The sequence below is a fragment of the Salinibacter ruber DSM 13855 genome (assembly GCF_000013045.1).
Classification (GTDB): domain Bacteria; phylum Bacteroidota; class Rhodothermia; order Rhodothermales; family Salinibacteraceae; genus Salinibacter; species Salinibacter ruber.
In genome coordinates this window covers 2,992,119-3,008,708 of the sequence record NC_007677.1, presented here as the reverse complement: position 1 = coordinate 3,008,708, position 16,590 = coordinate 2,992,119, and the positions used below count along the sequence as shown (strand labels likewise).

12 protein-coding genes are annotated in these 16,590 nt (G+C 67.7%); 9 read left to right on the top strand and 3 right to left on the bottom strand.

Going from position 1 to position 16,590, the window contains the following annotated elements:
- Positions 1-124 precede the first annotated feature (124 nt).
- Together SRU_RS12665 and SRU_RS12660 are read left to right on the top strand one after the other, a co-directional pair.
- The gene (locus tag SRU_RS12665; RefSeq protein ID WP_013062612.1) at positions 125-784 is read left to right on the top strand and encodes a CBS domain-containing protein; all 660 of its coding nucleotides are present in this window, start codon (positions 125-127) and stop codon (positions 782-784) included.
- Positions 785-917: 133 nt separating this feature from the next.
- Positions 918-1,436 (top strand): hypothetical protein, encoded by a 519-nt coding sequence (locus SRU_RS12660; RefSeq protein WP_011405127.1) that lies wholly within the window; start codon positions 918-920, stop codon positions 1,434-1,436.
- 21 nt (positions 1,437-1,457) lie between these two features.
- On the opposite strand, the gene SRU_RS12655 is transcribed toward SRU_RS12660, so the two are convergent.
- Positions 1,458-3,308, bottom strand: coding sequence for a glycoside hydrolase family 13 protein (locus SRU_RS12655; protein ID WP_112904626.1), 1,851 nt, complete (start codon positions 3,306-3,308; stop codon positions 1,458-1,460).
- A 288-nt stretch (positions 3,309-3,596) separates the two neighbouring features.
- Between SRU_RS12655 and gyrB the strand changes: the two genes are divergently transcribed.
- Positions 3,597-5,555 carry a DNA topoisomerase (ATP-hydrolyzing) subunit B gene (gyrB, locus tag SRU_RS12650; RefSeq protein ID WP_011405125.1) on the top strand — a complete coding sequence of 653 codons (1,959 nt, stop codon included), beginning with the start codon at positions 3,597-3,599 and terminating at the stop codon, positions 5,553-5,555.
- A gap of 149 nt (positions 5,556-5,704) precedes the next feature.
- Positions 5,705-6,667 (top strand): glycosyltransferase family 2 protein, encoded by a 963-nt coding sequence (locus SRU_RS12645; protein WP_011405124.1) that lies wholly within the window; start codon positions 5,705-5,707, stop codon positions 6,665-6,667.
- A 9-nt stretch (positions 6,668-6,676) separates the two neighbouring features.
- Here the strand turns inward: SRU_RS12645 and SRU_RS12640 are convergent, their stop codons facing one another.
- Positions 6,677-7,585: a hydrogen peroxide-inducible genes activator gene (locus SRU_RS12640; protein WP_011405123.1), complete on the bottom strand. Its 909-nt coding sequence runs from the start codon at positions 7,583-7,585 to the stop codon at positions 6,677-6,679.
- 229 nt (positions 7,586-7,814) lie between these two features.
- Here SRU_RS12640 and katG point away from each other — a divergent pair, with 229 nt between their 5' ends.
- The 4 genes from katG to SRU_RS12620 all read left to right on the top strand — a co-directional run bounded on the left by katG (position 7,815) and on the right by SRU_RS12620 (position 13,150).
- Positions 7,815-9,962 carry a catalase/peroxidase HPI gene (katG, locus tag SRU_RS12635; RefSeq protein WP_272481480.1) on the top strand — a complete coding sequence of 716 codons (2,148 nt, stop codon included), beginning with the start codon at positions 7,815-7,817 and terminating at the stop codon, positions 9,960-9,962.
- A 132-nt stretch (positions 9,963-10,094) separates the two neighbouring features.
- On the top strand, positions 10,095-10,643 hold the full coding sequence (locus SRU_RS12630; RefSeq protein ID WP_164923632.1) for an ankyrin repeat domain-containing protein: 549 nt from the start codon (positions 10,095-10,097) through the stop codon (positions 10,641-10,643).
- A 197-nt stretch (positions 10,644-10,840) separates the two neighbouring features.
- Positions 10,841-11,821 (top strand): aldo/keto reductase, encoded by a 981-nt coding sequence (locus tag SRU_RS12625; RefSeq protein ID WP_183956949.1) that lies wholly within the window; start codon positions 10,841-10,843, stop codon positions 11,819-11,821.
- A gap of 156 nt (positions 11,822-11,977) precedes the next feature.
- A complete protein-coding gene (locus tag SRU_RS12620) occupies positions 11,978-13,150 on the top strand; it encodes a glycosyltransferase family 4 protein (RefSeq protein WP_011405119.1) in 1,173 nt (390 codons plus the stop codon).
- Positions 13,151-13,178: 28 nt separating this feature from the next.
- Here SRU_RS12620 and SRU_RS12615 read toward each other — a convergent pair whose 3' ends face one another.
- The gene (locus SRU_RS12615) at positions 13,179-15,290 is read right to left on the bottom strand and encodes a S9 family peptidase (protein ID WP_011405118.1); all 2,112 of its coding nucleotides are present in this window, start codon (positions 15,288-15,290) and stop codon (positions 13,179-13,181) included.
- Between the two features lie 192 nt (positions 15,291-15,482).
- Between SRU_RS12615 and SRU_RS12610 the strand changes: the two genes are divergently transcribed.
- Positions 15,483-16,574 carry an iron ABC transporter substrate-binding protein gene (locus tag SRU_RS12610; RefSeq protein WP_011405117.1) on the top strand — a complete coding sequence of 364 codons (1,092 nt, stop codon included), beginning with the start codon at positions 15,483-15,485 and terminating at the stop codon, positions 16,572-16,574.
- Positions 16,575-16,590 lie beyond the last annotated feature (16 nt).

Sequence of the window (16,590 nt, the reverse complement as noted above, 5' to 3'; positions counted from 1 at the left end):
CGAGTCGAGATGCCCTGCGATTCTGGCAGGGGACGCTTTCGGCACGGCGATTGTAGGGAAATGCACCGACGATCCCGTGCCCACGCCTTCCGCTGCGTGTCCTTTTCCTCAAGCCCCCGATCCCATGAAAGTACGAGAGGCCATCCATTCCGCCACTCCCGCCCTCCAGAGCTCCGACTCGGTGGAAAAGGCCCTGGGGCTGCTCATGGAGCATCACGTGCGTCACCTGCCGGTCGTGAACGAGGACGGACGGCTGGCCGGCATCATTGCCGAGGAGCGACTGATGGACGCCGACGGGCCTGCCTCATCCATCGGGGCGTTGCTGGTCGGGCGGCCCGTGAGTGTGCCGCCGGACGCGCACATCTTCGACGCGGCGCGCATGATGGTCAAGCACGACCTCAGCACCGTGCCGGTGGCCGGTTCGGAGGGGCAGTACCACGGGCTTCTCCGCCGGCACGACATCTTCGACCAGTTTGCGCAGATGCTGTCGACCCGCGAACGGGGGGCCATCCTGGCCCTGGAGGTCGACCCGCGCGACTACGCCCTGTCGAAGCTCATCCACGTCATCGAACAGAACGAGGCGAAGGTGCTGGCCGTCGCCTCGGAGCTGCCGGAGACCTCGACGGACGACATCCGCGTCACGCTCAAGCTTAACGTGAAGGACACCTCCCGCGTCCGGCACGTCCTGGAGCACAACGACTACCACGTCGTGGCGGCCTTCGGGGAGGAAGGGGAGGAGCTGGAGGAGCTGGTCGACGAGTTCGTGCGGTACCTGGAGGTGTAGGGCCGCGATGCGTGATTTGTGACGCGTCTCCCGTGATGCGTGACGGACATCGCTCACGCTTCACGTCCTCGCGCACCGGTCTCCTCGGGCGTGTGCTGTTTCCCGTCCCTCTTCTGTTGAAGCCCGTTCCCCCATGAGTAGCGAGAGCCCCTCCGACCCCCAGCCCGACCCCGCCGCCGTGCTGGAGTCCATGACGCTGCTGGCCACCCTGTCGACCGCCGCGACGCTCCGCGAGTCGGTGGCCCAGCGCCGCGCCGGCCGCGACCCGTCGGCGCAGGCGCCCCCCGACCAGGCCGCCGCCCGCCTCCAGAACGCGGGGCAGACGCTCATGGAGCTGCTCATGCAGATGGCCCTGAGCCGCGTGCCGCTGGAGCAGCGCGACGAGGAGCCGCTGCCGCACGTCGTGCGCCACTTCGACCTCCTTATGAAGATGCGTCGCGCCGAGCGCCGTACGCAGGCCATGCACCAGCACCTGCTTAGCCTCTACCCGGAGGTCTCGGAGGAGCTGGTGGAGGAGGCGCGCCGGACGCACGACGAGATCGAGCAGTTCCTGGCCGATGCCCCGGCCGACGATGCCGGGGAGGGCCCCCACCTGTCGGACGTGCTGGAGCGGGGCATGAGCCTCATCGTGTGGATGCGGCACGAGGTGTGAGGCCGCCTGGGGAGGGATGCGTCACTTCCGAAGCTCCAAGACCATCGGGGTCCGTGCGGGCACCGTGAGGGAGTCCCCGAGCGCCACGGTCGCCCCGCTGATCACGTCACGGCCCGCCGTGTGGCCCTGGATGCGCTCCTCGAAGCGATCGAGGGCGAGGGTGCGCGACTCCTCTGCGTTGTTGAGGACGACCATCACCGTGTCGTCGGCGTCGTGGCGGAAGTAGACGTAGGTATCGTCCTGCGGGATGTAGTGGGTGAGGCCGCCGTGATGAACCACGTCGGCGTCCTCGCGCCACGTCGTCAGGGTGGTCACGAAGTCGTGCGCCCGGTTCTCGCGGGCCGTGCGGCCCTCCTCGGTGAACACGCTCCGCGCGTCGCCGGGCCAGCCGCCGGGCATGTCGGGCCGCTTCGCGCCGTCGCCCTCCACGTCCAGCATCGGCTGCATCAGCTCGGTGGCGTAGTAGACCTGCGGGATGCCGCGCGTGGTCATGAGAAATGCATACGCCAGCTTGAAGGCGTCCTCGTCCTCGTCCACGACGGAGAAAAACCGGGTGAGGTCGTGGTTGTCGAGGAAGGTCACGAGCTTGTTGGGCGCGGGGTAGACGTGGTCCTGGGCGAGCGTCCGGTAGAGGTCGTAGACGCCCCCGCCGTCGGGGGCGAAGGCGTCCTGCATCGCAAAGCTGAGCGGGAAGTCGGTGACGCTCGGCAGGTCCGAGTCGTAGTCGTCGGGGTGGGCCTGGAAGTCGTCCTGCCAGTAGGCCTCGTGGGGCACGGTGGGCACCCAGCTCTCGCCCACGATGTTGAAGTCGGGGTACTCCTCCAGCACGGCCGACGTCCAGCGCGTCATGTAGTCCTTGTCGGCGTAGAAGTAGGTGTCCATCCGGATGCCGTCGATGCCGGTCGACTCGATCCACCAGAGCGTGTTCTGAATCAGGTAGGTGGCGAGCAGCTCGTTGTCCTGGTTGAGGTCGGGCATGGAGGGGACAAACCAGGCGTCCGTCAGCTGCTCGCGGTCGTGCTCGGCGGCGTACGGGTCGATGACGGCGGCGCCCTCGTAGTTGGTGGTGCCGTATTTGTCGAAGTCGTGGACCCAATCGCCGGTCGGCGGGTCGTCCATCCACCAGTGCCGGTCGCCGATGTGGTTGTGGATCATGTCCATGATCACCTTCAGGTCCCGCTCGTGGGCGCTTTCCACGAGCCGCCGGAACGTGTCGTTGCTCCCGAAGCGCGGGTCCACCCGATACATGTCGGTGGCCGCGTAGCCGTGGTAGGCGCCGTATTCGGGGGGCATGTCGTTCTCGAAAATGGGCGTCATCCAGAGGGCCGTCATGCCCAGGTCGTCGATGTAGTCGAGGTGCTCGCGGATGCCGGCGAAGTCCCCGCCGTGGCGCGCGTCGGGGTCGGAGCGGTCGACCCCCTCCAAAAAGCCGGGGATCGAGTCGTTTTCGGGGGCGCCGTTTGCGAACCGATCCGGCATGAGGAGGTAGATCACGTCCTCACTGGAGAAGCCCTGGGCGTATGTGCCGGTGCGGCGCGGGCGGAGTTCAAAGCTGCGGGTGAGCGTCCCGGCGTCGTGGCGGAAGTGGAGCGGGATCGTGCCGGGCGTGGCCGTGTCGCCGATGCGGAGGCGAACGAAAAGATAGTTGGGGTTCTCGACCTCCGTCACCCGGTCCAGCGTCACGCCGGGGTGAGTCCCAATCTCCACTCGCGTCGTGGCGAGGTTCTCGCCGTAGACCATCAGCTCGACGGTCGGCCGCTCCATGTCGACCCACCAGAAGGGCGGGTCGATGCGGTCGATCTCGGGCGCCTGTGCCAGAACGAGGGCGGGGCAGGCGAGCAGGAGCAGGACGGCGGCGAGGAGGCGTCGCATGGGGGAGATCTCAGTTGTGGAAAAAGCACGGGCGGCCACCATTCATTCGACGTGACCACGGCGGCCCACAACGTAGGGCCCTGCCCGAGCGGTGTCCACCGGCCCCTAACGAATTGAGGACGACTCCACGCGACGGGGCCGTGTTCGGGCGTGGGGCACACCGGCGCTGCGCGGGCGGCACGCAGGGCGAACCATCAATCAATCGTTCCGTTACATCTAGACTGGCTAAGAAGCCGAAAAAAGCCCCACGAGCGCCTTCACACCCTTTCGACTGGCTGTCTGTTTTTCATGAGCGAGACCACCGACCTTCCGGATCGCGCAATCAGCGACTACGCGGCGTCCAACATCCAGGTGCTAGAGGGCCTGGAGGCCGTGCGCAAGCGCCCCTCCATGTACATCGGCGACGTAGGCCTGCGGGGGCTGCACCACCTCGTCTACGAGGTGCTCGACAACTCGATCGACGAGGCGATGGCCGGCCACTGCGACGAGATTGGGGTCGAGATCTACGAGGACGGCTCGGTGTCGATCGAGGACAACGGGCGCGGCATTCCCGTCGACCAGCACCCGGCGGAGGACCGCTCGGCCCTGGAGGTGGTGATGACCGTGCTCCACGCCGGGGGCAAGTTCGACAAGGACAGCTACCAGGTGTCCGGCGGGCTGCACGGCGTGGGGGTGTCGGTCGTGAACGCGCTGGCCTCCCGGTTTGAGGTGACCGTCTGGCGCGACGGGTCGGTCTGGGAGCAGAACTACCTGTGCGGGGTGCCGGAGGACCCGGTGCGCAGGGTGCGCCCGATGGAGGCGGGGGAGGAGACCGGCACGCGCATCCGATTCTGGCCGGACGGGGACATCTTCAAGACGACGGAGTTTCGGTTCGAGACGCTTTCGGACCGCCTGCGCGAGCTGGCCTTCCTGAACGCGGGGGTGCGCATCCGCGTCGAGGACCACCGCGAGGAGGACAAGGGCCTGGCCCGCGAGACGTACCACTCGGAGGAGGGGATCATCGGGTTCGTGGACTACCTCGACGAGGCGCGCGACTCCATTCTCGACGAGACGATCTACATCGCCGAGACGGACGGGGAGGTGCCGGTGGAACTGGCCATGCAGTACAACGACGAGTACAACAAGAACGTCCTCTCCTTCGTCAACAACATCAACACGCACGAGGGGGGCACGCACGTCACGGGCTTCCGGCGCGCCCTGACGCGGACGCTGAAGCGCTACGCCCAGAAGAACGACATGCTGAGCGACCTCAAGTTCGACCTGTCGGGCGACGACTTCCGGGAGGGGCTCACGGCGGTGCTCTCGGTGAAGGTGTCGGAGCCGCAGTTCGAGGGCCAGACGAAGACGAAGCTCGGCAACTCGGACGTACAGGGCATCGTCGAGTCGCTCATCAACACCGAGCTGGGCCGCTGGCTGGAGGACCACCCCGACCAGGCGGAGCGCATCATCGAGAAGGTGATCCAGGCGGCGGAGGCGCGGGCGGCGGCCCGCAAGGCGCGCGAACTGGTGCAGCGCAAGGACGCGTTTTCGGGGGGCAGTCTGCCCGGCAAGCTGGCCGACTGCTCCTCGCGCGATCCGGAAGAAGGGGAGCTCTACCTCGTGGAGGGCGACTCGGCGGGCGGCTCGGCCAAGCAGGCACGCGACCGCCACTTCCAGGCCATCCTGCCCCTGCGCGGCAAGATCCTGAACGTGGAGAAGGCCCGTCTCGACCGCATCCTGGAGCACGATCAGATCCAGAACATCGTCACGGCCCTCGGGACCGGCCTCACGTCCACCGAGGAGGAGTTCAACATGAACGAGATGCGGTACCACAAGATCGTGATGATGACCGACGCGGACGTGGACGGGGCCCACATCCGGTCGCTGCTCCTCACCTTCTTCTACCGCCAGCTGCGCCCCCTCATTGAGAAGGGCAACATCTACATCGCCCTGCCGCCGCTCTACCGAATTCAGAACGGCAGCCAGGAGATCTACTGCTGGTCCGACGAGGAGATGCAGACGCGCATGGCCGAGCTGCGGGCCGACGGCAACAGCCCCAGCATGCAGCGCTACAAGGGCCTCGGCGAGATGAACCCGGAGCAGCTCTGGACCACCACCATGAACCCGGAGACGCGCAAGATTCAGCAGGTGACCATCCAGGACGCCGCCGCGGCCGACCGGCTGTTTTCCACCCTCATGGGCGACTCGGTGGAGCCCCGCCGCGAGTTCATCGAGCGCAACGCCAAGTACGCGACGATCGACGCGTAGGGCGCGCCGCGTGGTGCGCGCTGCGCAGGGGGCAGAGGAGCGGCCGCACGCGACGCGCACCGCGAAGCCCCCACTTCTCTGGATAGTGCCCACTGGTCGTGGAAGCACCCGCTCCCCAACATTCTCCGCCCGATTCTCGGACCCCGGACTTGTCCATCGTCGTGCCGGCGTACGAGGAGGCCCAGTCGCTCCCCGAGCTCGCCGACGGGGTGCGGGCGGCGTGTGAAGAGGCGGGACTCTCGTTCCGACTGTGGATCATCGACGACGGGTCGCGGGACGAAACCTGGGAGGTGGTGCGGGGGCTTTGCGAAGACGACCCGCGAGTCGCCGGTGTGCGCTTTCGCCGTAACTACGGCAAGTCCGCGGCGCTGGCCGTGGGGTTCGACCGGGTGCAGGGGCGCTACGTCGCGACCATGGACGCGGACCTGCAGGACGACCCCGACGAAATTCCGGCCCTGATCGACAAGCTGGAGGAGGGGGGGCACGACCTCGTCAGCGGATGGAAGAAAGACCGCAAGGACCCGCTCCGCAAAACCCTGCCCAGCCGCTTTTTCAACTGGGTCACGCGCCTCTTCTCCGGCCTCCCCCTGCACGACTTCAACTGCGGCCTGAAGGTCTACCGCCGCCCGGTCGTGAAGAGCATCGACGTCTACGGCGAGCTGCACCGCTACATCCCGCTCCTCGCCAAGTGGGAGGGGTACGACCGCGTCGCCGAGAAGGAGGTGCAACACCACCCCCGCAAGTACGGCACCACCAAGTTCGGGGTCGAGCGTTTCATCCAAGGCTTCCTCGACCTCATCACGGTCGTCTTTCTTACCCGCTACGCCGTGCGGCCCATGCACTTCTTCGGGTCGATGGGCACCGTGGCGTTTGCGCTCGGCTTTCTGGTGAGCCTGTGGCTGTCGTTCGACAAGCTCGTGCTGGGGCACCCGATCGGGGACCGCCCGCTGTTGCTGCTCGGGGTGCTGCTCATCCTGTTCGGGTCGCAGATGTTCACCACGGGCCTGCTGGGCGAGATGATCATCCGGCCGCGCATGGAGGACCCGTCGACGTACGAGGTGGCGGAGGCGACGGGCCTCGCCGACGAGGCGGCCGACGTACTGGAGGGCTGAGAGGGGCGGTCAGCGGCGCGTGACGGTGTCCGGGAGGGCGTCGTACAGCGTGCTGACGACGGCGTCGACGAGGCGCTGCTTGTGCCGCCGCCGGGTGACGAGCCGCACGTTGCGGGTGGGCGCCGGGTCGGCGAAGGGAACGACGAACGTGGACCGCTCCGCCTCCGGCATCTGGTGCGTGGCGAGCCGGGGGAGGAGCGTCATCCCGCCGCTGTTCCGGACCAGACGGACCAGCGTCTCCAGGGAGCCGCTCTCGAACTGGGTGGCGGCCTGGGGGGCGGACGGGGCGCGGCCGCACACCTGGAGCACCTGGTCGCGAAAGCAGTGCCCCTCGCTCAGCAGCCACAGGTCTTCGATGGAGAGGGCCGCGGGCGCCAGCGCGTCGCGGTCGGCGAGGCGGTGGGACGGAGCGACGTAGCCCACGAAGGGCTCCGTGAAGAGCACACGGTCGTGGAGGTCCGGGCCCGCCTGATTGGTGGCGATCAGGGCGGCGTCGAGGGCATCGGTGCGGAGGGCATCGAGAATCTCGGTCGTGGGCCACTCGCGCAGCACGAGGGAGACCTCGGGAAATGCCGTGTCCAGGGCGGGCAGAAGAAGGGGAAGGAGGTAGGGCGACAGCGTGGGAAGCATGCCGAGGCGAAGGGTGCCCGTCACGCGGTCCTTCACCTCCGTCGCGGTGGTTGCAAGCCGGTCCCGGGCGGCGAGCACCGCCCGGGCCTCTTCCACGATGGGCTCGCCGGCGGCCGTGGGCACCACCGGCTGGTGGCTCCGGTCGATCAGCTCCACCCCCAACTCCTCCTCCAGCCGCTGTAGTTGCCCGCTGAGGGTGGGTTGGGTCACGTCGCACGCCGCGGCCGCGTCGCCAAAGTGGCGGTGCGTATCGAGGGCCACGAGATACTGCAGCTGCGCGAGCGTCATCGAACGGAAGGCCGGCTCTTTGATAGAGGAAAGCTATCAAGAATATAGAGGTGATCGATTTGAATAATCAACTCCGGATGCGTACCTTCTGTAACGACACGCTATTCCCCCAGCAACGCCCTCATGTCGATCTATGTCAGAAGAACACGCTACCGAAAGCACGAACGGGACCAACGGGTGCCCGGTGATGCACAACGGGTCCAACGGTTCGGTGGAGCAGCGGGACAGCATGCCCGAGACGAGCCGCGAGTGGTGGCCCGGCAGCCTGGACGTTGAGATTCTCGACCAGAACGCGCAGGACGTCGGTCCCTGGAATGGGGACTTCGACTACGCAGAGGCCTTTCAGGAGCTCGACTACGAGGCCCTGAAGGAAGACATCGAGGAGGTCATGACGACCTCGAAGGACTGGTGGCCGGCCGACTACGGCCACTACGGGCCGCTCTTCATTCGGATGTCGTGGCACGCCGCGGGCACGTACCGCACGACCGACGGGCGCGGGGGCTCGTCCGGCGGCCGTCAGCGCCTGGCCCCCCTCAACAGCTGGCCCGACAACGCGAACCTCGACAAGGCCCGGCGGCTGCTCTGGCCCGTTAAGCAGAAGTACGGGCGGAAGATCTCCTGGGCGGACCTGCTGGTGCTGGCCGGCAACGTCGCCATGGAATCGATGGGGTTTGAGACGTTTGGCTTTGCCGGCGGCCGGGAGGACGACTTCAAGCCCGACGAGTCCATCGACTGGGGGCCCGAAGACGAGATGGAGACCTGGGGGCGGTTCAACGAAGAAGACGAACTCGACAACCCGCTCGGTGCAACCGTGATGGGCCTCATCTACGTAAATCCGGAGGGACCGGAGAGCACCCCGGACCCGGAGTGGTCGGCCCAGCGGATCCGTAAATCCTTCGGCCGGATGGCGATGAACGACCGGGAGACGGCCGCCCTCATCGCCGGCGGGCACACATTCGGGAAGGTCCACGGCGCCGACACCGACGAGCACCTCCAGGCCGAGCCCGAGGCCGCTCCCATCGAACAGCAGGGCCTCGGCTGGCACAACGAGCACGGTTCCGGCAAGGGCGGCGACACGATTACCAGTGGCATCGAGGGCCCCTGGACCGACGCCCCGACCGAGTGGGACATGGGCTACCTCGACTTCCTGCTCGATTACGAGTGGGAGGTCCACAAGGGCCCCGGCGGCGCGTGGCAGTGGCGCCCGAAGAGCGATGAGCTGAAGGGGGTCGTGCCGGACGCCCACGACGCGTCGGAGACGGTAGACCCTATGATGCTCACGACCGACGTGGCCCTGAAGCGGGACCCGGACTACCGGGAAATCATCGAGGACTTCCGCGAAAACCCGGATGCGTTTGAGGACGCGTTCGCACGGGCCTGGTTCAAGCTGCTGCACCGCGACATGGGCCCGAAGGAGCGATACCTCGGTCCGGAGGTCCCGGAAGAAGACCTGATCTGGCAGGACCCCGTGCCCGATGCCGACCACGACCTGATCGGCGACGAGGAGATCGCCGAGCTGAAGGAGGCGATCCTGGAGACCGATCTGTCCGTCTCCCGCCTGGTCAAAACCGCCTGGGCGTCGGCGTCGACCTACCGGGACAGCGACAAGCGCGGAGGGGCGAATGGCGCGCGCATTCGCCTGGAGCCGCACCGGAACTGGGAGGCCAACGAGCCGCCCCAGCTGGCCCACGCCCTGGAGGTGCTGACGGGCATCCAGAAAAACTTCAACGACGCGCGGACCGACGACGTGCGGGTGTCGCTGGCCGACCTGATCGTCCTGGGCGGCAGCGCCGCCATCGAGAAGGCCGCGGCGGACGCGGGCCACGACGTGGAGGTGCCCTTCACCCCCGGCCGCACCGACGCCACGCAGGAGCAGACCGACGTCGAGGCGTTTGAGTACCTCGAGCCGAAGGCGGACGGCTTCCGCAACTACATCGCCGACGACCCGTGGCAAGACTGGACCCCCGAAGAGTTTCTGGTGGACAAGGCCGATCTGCTCAACCTGACGCCCGCCGAGACCACGGTCCTCGTCGGCGGCATGCGCGCGCTGGACGCCACCCACGAGCAGGCCGACGGGTACGGCGTTTTCACCGACCGCCCGGAGACGCTGAACAACGACTACTTCGTGAACCTGCTCGACATGGGTCACGAGTGGGATCCGGTTTCGGAGGACAAGCAGCACTTCAAAATCCGAGACCGGGACACCGGTGAGGTCAAGTGGAAGGCCACCCGCGTGGACCTGATCTTCGGGTCCAACTCCCGGTTCCGGGCGCTGTCGCAGGTCTACGGGTCCGGCGACGCGGAAGAGAAGTTCGTCGACGACTTCGTAGACGCCTGGACGAAGGTAATGAACCTCGACCGGTTCGATCTTGAGTAGACGGTCGTCCGTTCCCCGAATGACGGGGGCTAGCTTCCGTCACGGATGGACAGCCCGAAGAGGGGCGGACCTCGCGTTCGCCCCTCTTTCGTGTTTTGCACTCGCACCTGTTTCCCAACACCCCCCGACCGCATGTCCGATTCTGAGTCCGCTGATCCCCACAGCCCGTCCCCCACCGGCGACGGGCAGGACACCGAGCCCCGGGACGCCGACGGCCACGAGGTTGCTCGCCGGGGCGACACCGAGGCCATGGAGGGGCTCCTCGAACAGGGAATGGATCCCAACCACACGAACGAGCACGGCCACAGCCTCCTCATGATCGCCGCCTACAGCGATCAGCCCGAGATGGCGGATCTGCTGATCGAGCACGGGGCCGATCCGAACCGGTCGGACCCCAGCGGCAGCACGCCCCTCATGGGGTGCTGCTTCAAGGGCCTTGCCGAGGCGGCGGAGGTGCTCATCGAGGCGGGGGCCGACGTGAATGCGACCGGGGCCCGCGGCGCGACGGCGCTCATGTACGCGGCCACGTACGGGGAGTCGGCACTCGTGGACCTGTTGCTGGAGCACGGGGCCGACCCCACGACGACGAACGAGCAGGGCCAAACGGCCGCCGAGCAGGCCGCCGCGGAAGGGCACGAGGAGATCGCCGAGCGGCTGCGGCAGGCCACGGCGGGGGCGTGAGCATCAACGTACGGGGACCCGCCCGTGCATCCGCCGCCGCGTGCCGGAACGCGCGGCTCGTTCCGCCCCATTCCGCCCCGTTCGGGCCCGTGGACGCGGCCCCTCGGCGAGCCGCGCAACAGCCCGTGGGGGGAGGCGTTGGACTGCGCGGCACCTCCTTCTACTACGCAATTCTGTCTCCCGACCCCACTCGTACCGTGAAGCAACGCACGCTCGGAACCAGCACCCTCACCGTCTCCGCGGTCGGCCTCGGCTGCATGGGCATGTCTGACTTCTACGGCACGCCCGACGAGAACCAGGCCATCAAGACGCTCCAGCGGGCCCTGGACCGCGGCCTTACCTTCTTCGATAGCGCCGACATATACGGCCCCTTCACCAACGAAAAGCTTCTGGGCCGCGTGCTGGACGCGCACCGGCACCGGGTCACGATTGCCACCAAGTTCGGCATCGTGCGGGACGAGGCGGGCGAGATGCACGGCCTCAACGGCCGCCCGAGCTACGTGAAGACGGCCTGTGAGGACTCCCTGCAGCGCCTCGGCGTCGACACCATCGACCTGTACTACCTCCACCGCGTGGACCCGGAGGTGCCGATCGAGCACACGGTGGGGGCCATGGGGCGGCTCGTGGAAGAGGGAAAGGTGCGGCACCTGGGCCTGTCGGAGGTCGCCGCCGACACGCTCCGCCGCGCGAACGAGGAGCATTCCATCACGGCGCTCCAGACGGAATATTCGCTCTGGAGCCGCGACCCGGAGGACGACATTCTGCCGACGTGCCGCGAGCTGGGCATCGGCTTCGTGCCGTACAGCCCGCTCGGCCGCGGCTTTCTCACCGGCCGCTTCCAGTCGCCCGAGGACCTGCCGGAGGACGACTGGCGCCGCCACAACCCGCGCTTCCAGGGCGAGAACTTTCAGAAGAACCTGGACCTGGTGGCGGAGGTGAACCGGCTGGCCGACGCGAAGGACGTGACGCCCGCGCAGCTCGCCCTCGCCTGGGTGCTGCACCAGGGCGACGACATCGTCCCGATCCCGGGCACCACCGATCCGGATCACCTCGACGAAAACATTGCGGCGCTCGACGTCTCCCTCTCCGAGGAGGAGCTTGCCCGCATCGACGAGATCGCGCCCCAGGGCGTGGCGGCCGGCGACCGCTACCCGGACATGAGCACTGTAAATCGGTAGCAGGTCAGTCTGTCAGTTTCTCATCGTCTCATTTCGACATTGGCTTTCGTCGACGGTCGATGATGAAGGGATAGTGTGGCGTACAGTAGTGCGGTTTTCAATTTGGGAAAGTGGAAGGGGGGTAGTTGGTCTTTGAAGAGAAAGCGAGAGCGGAAAATGGGACAAGGGGACAATGAAAAATGGAAGATTGCAGTCCTCGGTCCGATGCACCCGTACCGGGGCGGCATTGCGCACTTCACGGAGATGACGGTGACGGGGCTGGACGAGCGCGGGCACGACGTGCGGCCGGTCAACTTCTCGCGGCAGTATCCCGAGCTCCTCTTTCCCGGCGAGACGCAGTACGAGCCGGAGAGCGACGCGCCCCCGGTCGTGCGGGGCGCCCCCCGCCCGCTGGACTCCATCAACCCGTTCTCGTGGTTCCGAACGGGGTTTCACCTGCGGGACGCGGCCCCCGACGCCGTGGTTTTTCAGTACTGGATGCCGTTCTTCGCGCCCGCCTACGGCGTCGTTGCGCGGGGACTGCGGCGGCACTACGGCATTCCCTCGTTCGCCGTCGTGCACAACGCCCTGCCCCACGAGCGGCATCTCGGCGACGCGGCGCTCAGCCGCTTCTTCCTTGACGCCTGCGCCGGGCACGTCGTGATGTCCGACGCCGTGGCCGCCGATGCCCGGCGGCTGGCCGGGCCTGGGGCACAGATCGAACAGATTGCCCACCCGGTCTACGAACGCTTCGGGGACCCCGTCCCGAGGGGCGAGGCCCGCGCGGCACTCGGCCTGCCCGACGATGCGCCGGTGGTTCTCTTCTTCGGCTTCGTGCGGGAATACAAGGGGCTGCACGTTCTCCTGAAGGCGATGCCGGACGTGCTGGCCGACCACCCCGACCTGCGCCTCGTCGTGGCGGGGGAGCCGTACGACGACCCGCAGCGCTACCGCGCGATTATCGACCGGCACGGGCTTCACGACCGGGTGCAGTGGCACGACGCCTACGTCCCGTCCGACGCGGTCCCGACCTATTTCTGCGCCGCCGACCTCGTGGTGCAGCCGTACGTGTCGGCCACGCAGAGCGGCGTCGCCCAGATCGCGACCCACTTCGAGCGGCCCATGGTGGTGACCGACGTCGGCGGCCTCGCGGAGTCGATTCCACACGAGGAGGCCGGCTTCGTAGTGCCGCCCGAGGACCCGGAGGCCCTGGCCCGGGCCATCGGTCGCTTTGTCCGGGCGGACTGGGCCGGGCGGCTCACGGAGGGGGTGCGCGAGCGGAAGCGCGCCCAGCAGCCCGCCCGCCTGATGGAGGCCATCGAACGGCTCGCGGCGAGGCACGCGGGCTGAGAGGAGAGCTGCCCGGCGCCCCGAGAATTTATTGCCGGTACCGGTCGAACCAGCCGAGCACGTGGTCGACCTTCGTGATGAGCTGGCTGGGCCGGTACGAAATGCCGTGGGAGGCGCCCGGGATCTCGACGTAGGCCGCCTCTACGCCGCGCAGCTTGAGTCCGTTGTAGAGCTGCTTCGCCTGCCAGGGGGGCGTGCGGAGGTCGTCGCCCCCCACGATGACGACCGTCGGCGTGCTCATGGAGCCGAGGAGCGAGACCGGGGACACGTCCCAGTACTCCATCGGGTTCTCCCACGGCTGGCCCGGGTAGCGGTACTCGGCGTAGCCGTAGTAGTTGTCCGCCGCCAGGGTCTTGCTGATCCAGTTGGTGACGGGCTTCTGCACGGCCGCGGCCCGGAACCGGTCGGTCTTGCCCGTGATCCAGGCGGCGGAGGTGCCGCCCGCGCTGCCGCCGGTGACGTACAGGCTGTCGGCCGCCACGTAATCCCGCTCGACGAGCTGATTGACCCCGTCCATGATGTCCTGGTATTCCCCGCCCGAGAAGTCGTTGTAGAGCAGGTTGCCGAACGCCTCGCCGTAGCTGGTGCTGCCCCGCGCATTGGGATAGAACACGACGTACCCAGCCGCCGCGTAGAGCTGAATCTCGGCGGAGAACCGGTCGCCGTAATTCGAGATCGGGCCGCCGTGAATCTCCACCATCAGCGGATAGGCGCGGTCCGGGTCGTAGTTCGGCGGCGTCACCACCCAGCCGTGGATCTCGCGCCCGTCCTTCGAGGAGGAGTAGCGGATCTCCTCCACGGCGCCGAGGGTGCGGTCGTCGAGGAGGTCCCCGTTCAGGTCCGTGAGCCGCCGCGTCGTGTCCCGGCCCCGGCGCGTGACCGCCAGCTCGGCGGGGTGGGCGGGCGAGGTCTGGTTGAAGGCAAGGCGTCCTGCCTCAGAGACGGAAAAGTCGCCCCCGCCGTACGGGCGGCCGATCGAGGTGCCACCCAGATTCGTCGCCACCACCGAGGTCGAGCCGTCGAGGGTCGTGTGCCCCAGTTTGGTCGTGCCCTCGTCCTCGTACTGGACGTACAGGCCCTCGCCGTCCTCGTCCCAGGCGATGTCGTCGATCGAGCGGTTCAGGCCCAGGTCGACCACCCGCCGGTTAGAGCCGTCCCGGTCCATCACGTAGAGCCGCGTCACCTGGTAGGTCTGGACCTCGTCGTCGTACCCGAGGTAGGCGATCGTCTCCCCGTCCGGCGACACGCGGGGCGTGTGGTCGGGGCCGAACCGGTCCGTCAGCGGCGTGCTCTCACCCCCGTCCACCGGCACCCTGTAGAGCTCCGAGTTGCGGCGCTCGCGCTCCCAGTTGTCGTGGCGGTTGGCCGAGTAGAGGAGCGCCTCCCCGTCAGGCGTCCACACCGGGCGGCTGGAGTGGTTGTAGTCGCCGGCGGTTACCTGGCGGGCGCGGCCGCCGTCGGCCCGCACCACGAACAGGTGGTCGTGCCCGTAGTCCAGGACGCCCGTCCCGTCCGACTCGTGGTTGAGGCGCGTCTCCACGCGGGGCGGCTCCGCCCAGTCGGCGCCCTCGGGCGGCTCCGGGCGCGAGGCCAGCGTGGGCTCGGGGGCCGACACGTGCATGGAAAACGCGAGGTGCGTTCCGTCCGGCGACCACGAGAGCCCGCTCGGGGCATTCTCCAACTGCGTGATGCGAGCGGTCTTGTTCTGCTCCACCCAGTGGACGTAAATCTCGGTGCCGTGCTCCTCGTCCGAGCTGGTGAACGCGATTTTCGAGCCGTCCGGGGACCAGCGGGGCGAGGATTCGTCGGCCGTGCGGGAGGTCAGCTTCGTGTGGTCGGTGCCGTCCGCGTCGAGGCGCCAGAGGGCGGAGGTGCGGCGGTCCTCCATCACGTCCATGCCCCGCCGCTGATACACGATCTGGCTGCCGTCGGGAGACACCTGTGGGTTGGTCACCCACTCCAGGTCAAACACGTCCATGCGGGAGAAGGGTGCGTCCTGGCCGTGGGCGAGGGCGGGAAGGGCGAGCGCAACGAGCAGGGCGAGAACAACGCGGCGGGCCATCGGGGGCGTGAGGAAAGTGCACAGGGGACGAGTCGCGTACCTACGAAGAAAAGAGACCCAGGCCGCGAAGGCAATCATGTGTGGCCTGCGGGGCCGGATCCGTGGGGCTACGGCGACGAAGGAGTCGAGCGGAGGCGGGTGAGTCTGCGATTTGTGTGGAGTTTCTGCGATTTAAACGCGTCCCCCGGCGCGTCCCGTGTCATCTCTCGCCCGCCTTCTTTAGAATCAATCTAAACAAATTCAGCTCACCCAACCCTACACGCACCTCTCATGAAGCGACTTCTCAGCCTCAGCCTCGTCGTCACCCTGGTCCTGTCCCTGCTCGGATGCGGCGGGGAGCAGCAGGACGAGCTCGTCATCTACTCGGGCCGCAGCAAGGCCCTCGTTGATTCGCTCGTCCAGCAGTACCGACAGCAGGCGGACGTGCCGGTCCGCGTGCGCTACGGCACCGACTCGCAGCTGCTGGCCGCGCTCCAGGAGGAGGGCGACCAGTCTCCGGCCGATGTGTTTTGGGCGAACACGACCGGCGCCCTGGGCAACGCCGTCAACAACGGCCTGCTGACCGAGCTGCCCGACACGCTGGCGAATCGCGCGGCCCGCTTCACCCCGTCGAACCAGCGGTGGACCCCGGTCACGACCCGCTTCCGCGTGCTGGCCTACAACAGCGACGCGGTGAGCCCGGAAGACCTCCCCGACTCGGTGCTCGACCTGCCGGAGCACGAGGAGTTTGAGGGCCGCGTTGGATGGACGCCCGCCTACTCGAGCTTCCAAGACTTCGTGACGGCGCTCCGTGTGACGGAAGGGGCGGAGACGGCCCGCACGTGGCTGTCGGACATGCAGGCGCTGAACCCGAACAGCTACACCTCCAACACGCCGATGGTGCAGGCCCTGGAGGCCGGCGAGATTGACGTGGCGCTGACGAACCACTACTACGTCCTGCGCCTGAAGCACGGCGGGGCGGAGGGCGAGTACGAGGGGGCGGAGGGCGAGTACGAGGGGGAGGAGGAAGAGGGCGAGGAGCACGAGGAGGAGGCTACGCCCCGGGCCTCCGCGCCGGTTGAGATGTATCACTTTGCCGACGGGGACCTTGGCAACCTTGCCCTCGTAACGGGGGCGGGAGCGCTGCAGACGAGCAACCAGCCCGACGCGGCGAACCGGTTCCTGCGGTTCCTGCTTTCGGAACAGGCGCAGTCCTTCGCCGCGACCCGTGTAAACGAGTATCCCGTGGTGTCGGGCGCGTCGGTGCCGGACTACCTGATGCCGGCGGACGAGGCCCTGAAGATGAGTCCGGAGTTCGACCTGCAGAAGCTCCAGAACATGGAGCCGACGCTCGATCTGCTCCGCGACGCCGGGGCGCTCTAGCGCCTTGCCGGGACGT